The organism is Actinomadura sp. 7K507, from assembly GCF_004348425.1.
Taxonomy (GTDB): Bacteria; Actinomycetota; Actinomycetes; order Streptosporangiales; family Streptosporangiaceae; genus Spirillospora.
In genome coordinates this window covers 1-10483 of the sequence record NZ_SMKK01000291.1, presented here as the reverse complement: position 1 = coordinate 10483, position 10483 = coordinate 1, and the positions used below count along the sequence as shown (strand labels likewise).

Genomic DNA, 10483 nt, shown 5'->3' with positions numbered 1-10483 from the left:
CCCTGGCGGGCCAGCTCGACCGCGCGGCGGCGGAACTCGGGCGGGTGTGGTGAGGGCATGGCGGACATCCTTCCTGATGATCGCCGGTGACCTCAGATCAGATGTCCGTGCTCCGGGGGGAAGCTCACCTTGTGCCCACCCGACAGGACGCTGGTGAGGGCGGCTGCCGTCCGTTCGGACAGGTCACGGTCGTCGTCGGGGCCGGCGGGTTTGGCCAGCGGGGCGAGCGTACCGTCCCAGACGGCGGTGTCCTCGGCGTTGAGCCAGCCCTTGATGTAGCGGCCACCGTCCAGCGAGCGGGTGGTGTCGATCCAAGAGCGTTCGTACCCGTGGCGGGAGTCGGCGTCGGGTTCTTCGGTGCCGTCGCGTTCGGCGATGATGTCGCGGATCCGGCGGCCGAACGCGGCGACCTTCCCGGCCGAGAACTCCTGGTCGACCATGTCCAGCAGGATGTCCTCGGCGGCCTTGCAGTCGTCGTCGTTCAAGTGGGTCACGGCGTCGGCGATGGCGGTGGCGCAGCCGAAGGACAGTTCGCCGGTAGCCCAGCGCTTGCCGAGGGTGGGGAGGCGGTGGCGCTGCCGGGCGAGACTGAGGCGTTCCTTGGCGCGGGTGTCGCGCATGCCCAGGCGGGATCGTAGCCAGGCCTGTGTGGACGGCAGCCCCCAGCGCTGCACCTCTCTGGATTTGTCGACCACGGAGATGAGCCCGGCGATGGCCGACTCCAACTGGTCGGTGGCCGCCGCGAGCGTCTCGGTGAGCTCCATGCAGGCAGCCGGTGATTCAGGTGGTTCGCGGTCGGCGAGTTCGGCGGCGACCGCAGAGAGGACGTTCACCAATTCTGTGGTGGACGCCTCGTCAAGATCGCTTCTCGTCGAACACATGTACGAATGATAGCTCAACGTGACGACCGCATGGTGCCGCGGTTGACGAGAACGGGGATTGATTAATGTCACCGTGTGGATAGGTAAAGGCCGCTGAATGGACAAAACTGGACATTTCGATTTGTGTGCGGATGTTTTCGGGGGTCTTGGTCGGCGTTGCGGTGCGTCGGAGGCGGGGCGGGGGCATCCCCGGAAGGGTGGTCGGCGATCGCGCCCTCGGCGGACGGCGGGGGTTAGCGTTGCCTACGAGCCACCTGTGGGAGAGGGAGTTGGCATGGTTGCGCGAACGGGGCCGTTCTGGGACGGAGTGGAGGGGCGTGCTCCGATTCCGCCTGCGGCTGCCACGCTGGGGTTCGAGTTCATCGACGTGGACATCGACAACGGCACGATCGAGGTCGCTTTCACGGGGACCGAGGACTTCGTCAACCCGGCGGGCAACGTTCTCGGGGCCTTCCTTGCTGCGATGCTCTACGACACCGTTGGCCCCGCACTGCTCGCCACGCTAGGGCCCGACCAGTTCCAGTCCACGGCGGAACTCAAGGTGAACTTCCTGCGCCCCGTCCGGCCCGGCCGGATCATCGGCAAAGGGCGGGTGGTTCACCGGAACGGTGACCTGGCCTTTCTGGAGGGGACGCTCGCTGACTCCGAAGGCGCGACCATCGCCACCGCCTCGGCGACCGCCCGCGTCATTCCACTCGACCAGGCAGCCACTCAACCCTGATGCCGAAACAGGGGAGCCCCGGCGTGTGAGGCCGGGGCTCGTGGGGGCGGGGTTACAGGTTGAGTTCGTTTCGTTTGGCACGGGCCAGGAGGTCGGCGAAGGTCCGGGCGGGAAGTGTGAGGTGGCCGTGCTTCGGGTTCTTGCTGTCGCGGACGCCGACGCCGGAGGACAGGTCGGCGATCTCGACGCAAGCGCCCTCCTGTGTGCCGCTGTGGCTGGACTTGCGCCATGCAGGACGGGTCATCGCATCTCCTCCATGATCTTCTGGATCAGTGCGGAGGACGCGCATTCGTCGAGTGCCTTCGCGCTGATCCGTTCGAACCGTATGCCGTACGATCTCACGTCGGGTGGAGATGACACCAAACGTCCCGTCCCAGGCGACTCGGCGTAGGCGACCTCCCCGAAGTTGTCGCCGCTCATGATCTGGAAGGATCCGTCGAGTCCCGCGTGCGCACCGGTCGCCCACGATCTGGGTAGCACCCTCAGTGCGACGTGGTATCGCTGCGCCTCTTCGAGAAGACGGGCCAGTTGCCCGTACATGATCTCGGGGGAGCCCACCGGCCAGTCCAAAGCGTTCTGGGAGAGCAGCACGGTGAGATGCGGCGGAGTGTCCCGCAGTAGCAGATCCTGTCGTTGGAGGCGGTCGGTGATGAGCTGGTCGGGGTTCGTCTCGGTGCCTGAGCGCAGCAGCGCTTCCGCGTACTCCGGCGTCTGGAGCAGGCCCGGGATGACGTTCGCCTCGTAGATGCGCAGCATCTCCGATTTTTGCTCGATCTCCACGTATTGCGCGAACCATGCGGGATCGTGGCCGATCGCGGCATACCAGACGAGCAACGAGAAAAGCCTCCCGGTGTTCCACGCCTTGTCGATGGCGGCGGCCTGCCTAGCGTCCAGTCGCTGGACCCCTGTTTCGATGCGGGACACCTGAGCTTTTCCCACATTGATGATTCGGCCGAGCGCCTCGCCGGACAAGCCTCGCTGGGTGCGCTGGAACCGCATGTAGTAGGCCACAAAGTCCCACATGTTCGTCTGCGGTTTTGGTAGTTCGTCAGGTGATCGTTTCCGGCCCATTGGTACCTCCTTTGTTTCTCGATGTCTCCAGCGCGCAGCGTATGCACGACAGGGGCCTGAGCTTGGGGAAGTGTGTGACCTCGTTCACAGGCAACCCGGAAAGGTGAGGTCATGGCATTGACGGAGAAGAAAACGGGCGTGTCCCGGCAATTCGCGGCTTCTTCGGCCGTTGCGGGGTTGGCCCGGGATCAGGTCGCTAGTGCCCTGCGCGAGTGGGAGCTGTCGTTCCTCGTCCCTGACGCGGCGCTCGTCATGGGGGAACTCGTTGCGAACGCGATCGTGGCTTCCGGGCTAGCGGACGTGATCAAGGTGCATGTCGGGTTCCGGGTCGCCGAAGTCGTCCTGGCTGTGTGGGACCGATGTGACGGGCGGCCATTGGTGCAGAAGGTCGAACTGTCTCTGGAGACGCTCGATCTGCGTGAGGAGAACTTCGACGACAACGGCGGGTGGGGGCTTTCGATCGTGGAGAGCTTGGCCAGCCGTTGCTGGGTCGAGCCCACCCGTCCAAGCGGCAAGTGGGTGTGCGCGGCGCTCAAGCTGGAGGAGCGCCGTTGATCCCGCGGGGCCAGCGGTACGTCCTGTCGTGGCGCACGCGTCGGCGGCCGGACACGGCGGTGCGGTACCTGGAGGCGCTCGTCTCGGCGCTTGAGGCGGAGGGGTGGAGGTTCGTCAGGCTGTACCGGGCCGAGGAGTTTCCGATCCCGGTGCCGCTGCTCTGGGTGTACGTCCGGGACGTCGGCATCGCGGTGAGCGTGCTCGCGGTCCCCGGAGGGTCCTGGGCCTACTATGAGGCTCAGCGCGGGCGGTCCGCTTCCTGGCGGAGTGCGGCGACGCGGGAGCGGCGGCCGAGCTGATCGGCGGCTTGCTCAAGCGGCGGATGTTCCCCGGGACCTGGTAGCCCCCGTGGGCTAGTCGTCGCCTTCGTAGGGTAGGAACGCGGTGCTGTCGATGACGTAGCCGCCCGCCTTGACCCCGTCCCCGAACACGTAGTCGTGCCGTGCGCGGTAGCGCGTCCCTTTCGAAGCGGGACGGGGGTCACTGAACACCGTCACCGTCGACTTGCGCGGATCGATGATCACGTAGGTCGGGATCCCCATGGCTGGGTAGTCGATCGTCTTGTTCTCGTAGTCGTTCTCGGGGTTGGGAGCGGAGACCACTTCGGTGACCAACTCCACTTCCGCAGGCCGGAGGTACGTCCGGCCCGGCCGCTCCAGCGCCGCCACTGGGATCACCACTAGATCGGGTTTACGTAGCCGCCCGGTCTCCGGGTCGTCGATCTCGGGCGTGCCAGCGTGAGCCATCATGCCCGGGTCGAGTTGACGCTCCAGTTGCCATCGCAGATGCGCGATCGCCAACTCGTGCCGGTTGACCGGGCTCGTCATGACGTGCACCCCTTGATCGTCCAGCTCCACGCCGTACGCGTCCAGACGCTCCATGATGGCTATCGCCGTCGGGCGCAGCCGGTCATATGCCCTCATGCTCCGTCCTCAGCGTCAGTGGGCACTGGTGTGACGGGTACCCATTCATCCTGGTCGGCGAATCTTCGGTGATGGCGATCCGCTACGTCGCAACGACGCCAGGTTAGGGGATGGAGGCCGAGTTGCCTGCCCGGTCAGTCCCAGCGGCTGGAGCGTTGGCGTTTGATGGCGGAGCGGCGTTTCTTGTTCTCCAGGCGGCGTTCGTTGATGCCGCGGGGCATCTTCTTGCGGACGCGCTTCTTCGGGGGCGGTGCCGTGGCGTCGGCCAGGAGGGTGGCCAGGCGGGTGCGGGCGGCGTCGCGGTTGCGGAGCTGGGAGCGGTACTCCTCGGCGCGGACGGTGAGGACGCCGCGGACCAGGCGGCCGGCGAGCCGTTCCAGGGCGCGTGCCTTCAAGGTGTCCGGGAGCGACGGGGAGTTCGCCACGTCGAAGGAGAGTTCGGCGGCGGTGGCGCTGGTGTTGACGTGCTGCCCGCCCGGCCCCGAGGAACGGGAGAAACGCCAGCTCAGCTCGGACTCCGGGATGGAGACCGAGCCGCGGACATGGATCTGGTCGGGCATGCCCCACATTGTCGCAGGGCACGGCTGATCTTGTCGCCTGAGTAATACCCGGGTGGGTACGACTGCAAGCACTTACTTACAATGATCGGTATGGCTGAAGGAGTGTCTGAGGGAGTGTTCGAGGACGGCGATCTCATCCGCGTCATCGGGCGGGAGGGCGTGCTGATCGCGGCGGGCGGGGCCGCGTCGTTGCTGCAGACCGCGCACCCCAAGGTCGCGCAGGGCGTGTACGACCACAGCTACACGGCGGACGATCCGGCGCGGCGGCTGCGGAACACGATGGGGTGGCTCTACACGGTCCAGTTCGGGACGCGGGAGGAGGCCGAGGCACTCAGCGCCCTGGTCACGAAGGGGCATGACGCCGTCACCGGGCCCGACTACGAGGCGAATGATCCGGAGCTGCAGGTGTGGGTCGCGTCCACGCTGTTCGCGGTGGCGGCGCAGTTCTACCAGCTGCTCTTCCGGCGGCGGCTCGATCAGGCGGAGCTTGAGGAGTTCTACCAGCAGAGCAAGGTCTACGCGACGATCCTGGGGTGCCCGGAGGAGCGGATGCCCGCGACGTATCCGCAGTTCCGCGAGTACTACGCGGACATGCTCCAGAACTTGAAGATCAGCGACGCGTCGCGAGCCGTCGCGGACCAGGTGCTGTATCAGCGGCTGCCGGGTGGTGCCCTGCACGAGCCGGGGCTGGCGATGATCCGGCTGCTGACGGCCGGGCTGATGCCGGCGCCGATCCGCGAGCAGTACGGGTGGAAGTGGGACGCCGGACGGGAGCGGCGGTTCCGGTTGCTGGTCGGGGCGCTGGCGGTGGTGTATCCGCGGCTGCCGCTACGGGTGCGGACGCTGCCCCGGGAGGTCTACCTGACCTCGACGCGGCGGATGCTGGCCAAGCTGAAGCGCCCGCCCGCGATCTCGGTCCGGTCGAGCTGAGCGGGCGGGGCAGGCGAGCGAGCAGCGCAGGCAGGACAGGCCGGGTGCAGGCAGGCAGGGTGCAGGCAGGCAAGGGCGCTGGCAGGCAAGGGCGCTGGCAGGCAAGGGCGCTGGCAGGTAAGGGCGCTGGCAGGCAGGGCTCAGACTGGGCGCTGGCAGGTAGGGCGCAGAAAGGGCGCGGCCGCGTGACCCACAGGGTAGTCACGCGGCCGCTCTCCCTTGCTCGGCCCCTCCCCACCCGGCCCGGTTGGGAGGGGCCTCCTGGCCCGGTTCCACCGTCCGTCCGCCCGCTCCCCCCAGAGCCTGGCCGGACGGCGTCCCCGGGTCAGACCGAGGCGCCGGCGATGATCTCGTCGGCGGTCTTCTTCGCGGAGTCGATCGGGATCGCGAACCCGACGCCGATGTTGCCGTCGCTCTGCCCGGCGGTGGCGATGGCGGTGTTCACGCCGATCACCTGACCGGAGGCGTTGACGAGGGCGCCGCCGGAGTTGCCAGGGTTGATGGCCGCATCGGTCTGGATCGCGTTCTCGATGACGGTCTGCTCCTGTTGTGTCAGCCGGTCCTCCAGGCCCGGCGGGAGCGGCTGGTCCTCCTGTCCTTCCTGGACCTGGCGGCCCAGTGCGCTGACGATGCCGGAGGTCACGGAGCCGTCCAGGCCCAGCGGGCTCCCGACCGCGAGGACGGTGTCGCCTACGGCGAGGTCGCCGCTGTCGCCGAGGGTGGCGGGCTTGAGCCCCGATACCCCCTGCGCCTTGATCACGGCGATGTCGTCACCGGCCTCGGCGCCGAGGACGCGTGCGGACGCGGTGTCGCCGTTGGCGAACTTCACCGCGACCTGCCGTGCTCCGTCCACGACGTGCGCGTTCGTGAGGATCACCCCGTTCGAGCGCAGGATGACGCCGGAGCCGCCGCTGGTACCGTTCGGCGTCCTGGCCTGGATCGACACAACGCTCGGCTGGACCGCGGCGGCGACCTGCGCGGTCGTCCCCCCGGACTCCGCGCCCGACACGGCCGTCGGGCTCGCGTAGACGGTCTCCTCGTGGGTCAGCGCCATCGTGGCGGCGGCGCCGGCGCCGCCCGCCGCGAGGGCGAGTGCCGTGGCGGCCCCCACCGCCGCGATCTTCTGACGTGCCGTGCCGAACAAGCCCGGACGGGGCGCCGGCGGCGGGACGTTCCCCGGTCCCTGCCAGTGCGGCTGTCCCGGGTGCGGTTGTCCCCAGTGCGGGCTGAAGCTCGGTCTTTCGGGCTCCCACGGCTGCTGCGGCCGTTCGGCGTTCATGAAACGGATCCCCCTGTTGGTCGCTCACCATCGAGAGTGCGTCCCGGGGCTGCAATCCGCCTGGATCTTTCCTGAAAGTGTGCTGAATGCCGGTATGCCACGAAAAAACCGCAGCCGAGGGGTCGTGTGGCGTCTCGTCCCTCGACCGCGGTGCCGCTAGCGGCGTGAGCTGCGCTGAAGCTGGCCAGGGCGCGGACTCCCGTTCCCCGTCGAGACCGGGGCGCGCCCTGTGGCGTCCAGCTAAGCGCACGTACCTGAAAGTTGCCTGAATGTGCCGTATGAAGGCGTTCAGTCTCCGTCGAGCGGGTTCAGTCTCTGTCGAGCGGGCCCAGTCTCTGTCGAGCGGGCTCAGTCTCCGTCGAGTGGAAGGAGGACCCTGAACGTGGCGCCCTCGCCCGGCTCGGAGTCGGCCTCCACCAGACCCTCGTGGGCCGCCACCAGCGCGGCGACGATGGCGAGGCCGAGACCCGCGCCGCCGCCCTCCCGCGAGCGCGCCTCGTCCGCGCGGTAGAAGCGCTCGAACACCCGCTCCGCGTGCTCGGGCGAGAGGCCGGGGCCCAGGTCGGCGATCTCGACCATCGCCGCCGGGGCGCCGCGCAGCGTGCCCGGAGCGAGCCGTACCTCGACCGGCGTGCCCTCCGGAGTGTGCACGATCGCGTTGGTCAGCAGGTTCCCGAGCACCTGGCGCAGGCGCGGCTCGTCCCCCCGCACCTGGTACGCTAGGCCACCCTCGACCGATAGATCGATCGTGCGCTCGGGTGCCAGAACTCTCGCCTCCTGGACAGAGTCGGCGGCGACGGCGAGCAGGTCCACCGGACGCCGCTCGATCGGACGCTGCCGGTCCAGCCGCGCGAGCAGCAGCAGGTCCTCCACCAGCAGCCCCATCCGGGATGCGGTCTCCTCGATACGCCCTATCAGCCGGTCGAGCTCCTCGGGGCTGCGGGCGGCGCCCTGCCGGTAGAACTCGGCGAACCCGCGGATCGCCGTGAGCGGGGTGCGCAGCTCGTGGCTGGCGTCGGCGACGAACCGCCGCATCCGCTCCTCCGACCTCAGCGCGGTCCGCTCCGACCGCCGCGCTCCCGCCTCCGACTCGGCACGGGCCCGGAACGCCGCCTCGATCTGCGCGAGCATCGCGTTCAGCGACTCGCCGAGCCGTCCCATCTCCGTGCGCGGATCGGCCCGCGGGACCCGGCGCGACAGGTCGCCCGCCGCGATCGCGCCCGCGGTCTCCTCGACCTCGGCGAGCGGGCGCAGGCTCGCCCGGACGACCCACACGCCGAGACCGACCAGGCCGGCCAGCACCACCACCCCCACGATCGCGTCGATCACCATCAGCCGGCGGACGGTCCGGTCGACCTCGTCCAGGCTGAACGCCAGGACGAGGATCGCTCCATTGCCGCCCGGGATCGGCTGGGCCAGGATCCGCCACGACGAGCCCGAGCCGCCGGTCCCGGAGACCGTGAACGGCTGGTCGATCCGCCCGGACAGGTCATCGGGGAGGCGCGGATGGCCGGGATCGCTCCACGCCGGGTTGCGCCCGACCGTGCGGCCGTCGGTGGCGCGGACCTGCCCGTACACCTCACTCGGGATCCGGTAGGTGATCCAGGTCTGGCCCTCCTCCAGCTCCTCCAGCTGCTGGACGACCTGGCTCATCGATCGTCCGACGGCGCCGCGCAGCTGGTCGTCGGCCCGCCCGACCAGGTACTGCCGCAGCACCGACGTCCCCGCCGCGCCCATCACCGTCATCCCGAGGGTGGCCAGCACGAGCATCCCGGCGATCAGCTTGACGCGCAGCGACGTCCGTCCCCACACGCGGGCCAGGACGTACCGCGGCCACCCCAGCGGGTCCTGGTCGCGGGCGCGCTGCGGCTCCGGCGAATCCCCCGGTGGAAGAGCGCCGGTGGAGGACGCCGGTACGTGCGCGGACATCAGCCGGGTCTCGCCGGCTCGCGCAGGACGTAACCCACACCGCGCAGCGTGTGGATGAGGCGCGGCTCGGCGTTGTCGACCTTGCGGCGCAGCGCCGACACGTACGACTCGACGATCCCCGCGTCGCCTCGGAAGTCGTAGTTCCACACGTGGTCGAGAATCTGCGCTTTCGACACGACGCGTCCCGCGTTGGCCATGAAGTAGCGCAGCAGTTTGAACTCGGTCGGCGACAGCTGGATCGCGCGGCCGCCTCGCCACACCTCGTGGCTGTCCTCGTCGAGCTCGACGTCCGCGAACACCATCCGCGGCGTCGGCTCGGTCATCCCGCCGCGGAACCGCCGCAGGACGGCCCGGATGCGGGCGATGACCTCCTCAAGGCTGAACGGTTTGGTGACGTAGTCGTCCCCGCCGATCGTCAGCCCCTTGATGCGGTCCTGCACGGCGTCCCGCGCGGTCAGGAACAGCACGGGGGTGTGGTCGCCGCCGGACCGCAGCCGCCGCGCCACATCGAACCCGTCGATGTCGGGCAGCATCACGTCCAGGACGATCAGGTCCGGGCGGTGCCGCCGCGCCGATTGGACCGCGTCGGCCCCGTTGGTGGCGGTGACCACGTCGAAACCGGTGAAGCGCAGGCTGCCGGCGAGCAGCTCCAAAATGTTCGGTTCGTCCTCGACGACGAGCAGTGTCGCCTCCGCCGCCTTGCCGCCGCCGTTCGCCGTTCGATCAACCATTCGTTCCACCAATGGCACAGTCCCCCTCCACAATCACCGCAGAGGCTCCCATCTCAACCTGAACGTCCCCTGAATGCCCGCAGAGGATCGGTTGAGTGCGTCGTCCCCCATCCTGCCTGGTGCGATGCCCGTGGCCGCAGGGACCTCCCGAGGTGGATGAGACCCGGATGTCGCGCCCCCGGGCTTGCGCCTAACGGCGGAGGTTCCGGATGGCCCGCATCGCTTCGCGGCGCGCGTCGCCGGACAGGACATCGATGTAGACGCTGCCGTCCAGATGACCGCACTCGTGCTGGAGGCAGCGGGCGAAGTAGCCGGTGCCCTCCACGTGGACGGGCTTGCCCTTCATGTCCACGCCCTCGACGGCGGCGTGCGCGTGGCGGGGCGTCGCGAAACGCAAACCAGGGACGGACAGGCAACCCTCCGGCTCGACCAGCGTCTCACCGTCGGCGGCCACGAGCCTCGGGTTCACGACATGCCCGATGTGCCTGCGCCCCTTGTCGTCCTCACAGTCGTACACGAACACCCGCAGGCCGACTCCCACCTGGTTGGCGGCGAGCCCGGCGCCCTCTTCCTCGTACATGGTGACGAACATGTCGTCGACGAGGCGCTCCAGCGCGGCGTCGAACGTCCGGACGGGATCGCACTCGGTACGCAGGACCGGATCCCCGAGGTGCCGGATCGGACGGGCGGTTCCACGGCGCGTATGGGTCCTCTTGCTCACCCCGAGATCCTATAAAAGGCAACCCGACATAAAGACTGCCCGGTTGGACGGGGGCCAGTCGGAGGGGGACTCGGTCGGACGAGGGCCTGATAACGGCGGTCCGGTTGGAGTGGGGCGCTGGTTGGAGGGGGTGCGGTTGGACGGCGTGCGGTTGGACGGCGTGCGGTTGGACGGCGTGCGGT

General features: G+C 68.9%; 13 protein-coding genes. 4 read left to right on the top strand and 9 right to left on the bottom strand.

What is annotated here, in order from left to right; genetic code table 11:
* Positions 1–92 precede the first annotated feature (92 nt).
* Positions 93–881 carry a DUF222 domain-containing protein gene (locus tag E1285_RS39645; RefSeq protein ID WP_132159749.1) on the bottom strand — a complete coding sequence of 263 codons (789 nt, stop codon included), beginning with the start codon at positions 879–881 and terminating at the stop codon, positions 93–95.
* A 97-nt stretch (positions 882–978) separates the two neighbouring features.
* Between E1285_RS39645 and E1285_RS39640 the strand changes: the two genes are divergently transcribed.
* Positions 979–1602, top strand: coding sequence for a PaaI family thioesterase (locus E1285_RS39640; protein WP_347814124.1), 624 nt, complete (start codon positions 979–981; stop codon positions 1600–1602).
* Positions 1603–1654: 52 nt separating this feature from the next.
* Here the strand turns inward: E1285_RS39640 and E1285_RS39635 are convergent, their stop codons facing one another.
* Complete coding sequence (locus E1285_RS39635; protein WP_132159747.1) at positions 1655–1846, bottom strand: DUF397 domain-containing protein; 192 nt, start codon at positions 1844–1846, stop codon at positions 1655–1657.
* Positions 1843–2673, bottom strand: a complete 831-nt coding sequence (locus E1285_RS39630) for a helix-turn-helix transcriptional regulator (RefSeq protein ID WP_132159746.1) — start codon at positions 2671–2673, stop codon at positions 1843–1845. Before E1285_RS39630 ends, E1285_RS39635 begins: the two co-directional genes overlap by 4 nt.
* A gap of 111 nt (positions 2674–2784) precedes the next feature.
* On the opposite strand from E1285_RS39630, the gene E1285_RS39625 reads away from it, so the two are divergent.
* The gene (locus E1285_RS39625; RefSeq protein WP_132159745.1) at positions 2785–3228 is read left to right on the top strand and encodes an ATP-binding protein; all 444 of its coding nucleotides are present in this window, start codon (positions 2785–2787) and stop codon (positions 3226–3228) included.
* The gene (locus E1285_RS39620) at positions 3225–3527 is read left to right on the top strand and encodes a hypothetical protein (RefSeq protein ID WP_132159744.1); all 303 of its coding nucleotides are present in this window, start codon (positions 3225–3227) and stop codon (positions 3525–3527) included. Before E1285_RS39625 ends, E1285_RS39620 begins: the two co-directional genes overlap by 4 nt.
* A gap of 54 nt (positions 3528–3581) precedes the next feature.
* On the opposite strand, the gene E1285_RS39615 is transcribed toward E1285_RS39620, so the two are convergent.
* Positions 3582–4151 (bottom strand): Uma2 family endonuclease, encoded by a 570-nt coding sequence (locus E1285_RS39615; protein ID WP_132159743.1) that lies wholly within the window; start codon positions 4149–4151, stop codon positions 3582–3584.
* Between the two features lie 134 nt (positions 4152–4285).
* Positions 4286–4711 (bottom strand): alternative ribosome rescue aminoacyl-tRNA hydrolase ArfB, encoded by a 426-nt coding sequence (arfB, locus tag E1285_RS39610; protein ID WP_132159742.1) that lies wholly within the window; start codon positions 4709–4711, stop codon positions 4286–4288.
* Positions 4712–4801: 90 nt separating this feature from the next.
* Here arfB and E1285_RS39605 point away from each other — a divergent pair, with 90 nt between their 5' ends.
* A complete protein-coding gene (locus tag E1285_RS39605; protein ID WP_132159741.1) occupies positions 4802–5641 on the top strand; it encodes an oxygenase MpaB family protein in 840 nt (279 codons plus the stop codon).
* 325 nt (positions 5642–5966) lie between these two features.
* Here the strand turns inward: E1285_RS39605 and E1285_RS39600 are convergent, their stop codons facing one another.
* The 4 genes from E1285_RS39600 to def form a co-directional block, all read right to left on the bottom strand.
* Positions 5967–6920: a trypsin-like peptidase domain-containing protein gene (locus tag E1285_RS39600; protein WP_132159740.1), complete on the bottom strand. Its 954-nt coding sequence runs from the start codon at positions 6918–6920 to the stop codon at positions 5967–5969.
* A gap of 348 nt (positions 6921–7268) precedes the next feature.
* Positions 7269–8849: a HAMP domain-containing sensor histidine kinase gene (locus E1285_RS39595; protein WP_132159739.1), complete on the bottom strand. Its 1581-nt coding sequence runs from the start codon at positions 8847–8849 to the stop codon at positions 7269–7271.
* The gene (locus tag E1285_RS39590) at positions 8849–9580 is read right to left on the bottom strand and encodes a response regulator transcription factor (RefSeq protein WP_132159738.1); all 732 of its coding nucleotides are present in this window, start codon (positions 9578–9580) and stop codon (positions 8849–8851) included. The genes E1285_RS39595 and E1285_RS39590 overlap by 1 nt, the downstream gene beginning before the upstream one ends.
* 190 nt (positions 9581–9770) lie before the next feature.
* Positions 9771–10301 carry a peptide deformylase gene (gene def, locus E1285_RS39585; protein WP_132159737.1) on the bottom strand — a complete coding sequence of 177 codons (531 nt, stop codon included), beginning with the start codon at positions 10299–10301 and terminating at the stop codon, positions 9771–9773.
* Positions 10302–10483: the final 182 nt, after the last annotated feature.

Bases quoted from the DNA above. Each gene is read 5' to 3' on its own strand.
- E1285_RS39645 (WP_132159749.1), bottom strand. From the start codon at position 881: ATGTGTTCGACGAGAAGCGATCTTGACGAGGCGTCCACCACAGAATTG.
- E1285_RS39640 (WP_347814124.1), top strand. From the start codon at position 979: ATGGACAAAACTGGACATTTCGATTTGTGTGCGGATGTTTTCGGGGGT.
- E1285_RS39635 (WP_132159747.1), bottom strand. From the start codon at position 1,846: ATGACCCGTCCTGCATGGCGCAAGTCCAGCCACAGCGGCACACAGGAG.
- E1285_RS39630 (WP_132159746.1), bottom strand. From the start codon at position 2,673: ATGGGCCGGAAACGATCACCTGACGAACTACCAAAACCGCAGACGAAC.
- E1285_RS39625 (WP_132159745.1), top strand. From the start codon at position 2,785: ATGGCATTGACGGAGAAGAAAACGGGCGTGTCCCGGCAATTCGCGGCT.
- E1285_RS39615 (WP_132159743.1), bottom strand. From the start codon at position 4,151: ATGAGGGCATATGACCGGCTGCGCCCGACGGCGATAGCCATCATGGAG.
- arfB (WP_132159742.1), bottom strand. From the start codon at position 4,711: ATGCCCGACCAGATCCATGTCCGCGGCTCGGTCTCCATCCCGGAGTCC.
- E1285_RS39605 (WP_132159741.1), top strand. From the start codon at position 4,802: ATGGCTGAAGGAGTGTCTGAGGGAGTGTTCGAGGACGGCGATCTCATC.
- E1285_RS39600 (WP_132159740.1), bottom strand. From the start codon at position 6,920: ATGAACGCCGAACGGCCGCAGCAGCCGTGGGAGCCCGAAAGACCGAGC.
- E1285_RS39595 (WP_132159739.1), bottom strand. From the start codon at position 8,849: ATGTCCGCGCACGTACCGGCGTCCTCCACCGGCGCTCTTCCACCGGGG.
- E1285_RS39590 (WP_132159738.1), bottom strand. From the start codon at position 9,580: ATGGTTGATCGAACGGCGAACGGCGGCGGCAAGGCGGCGGAGGCGACA.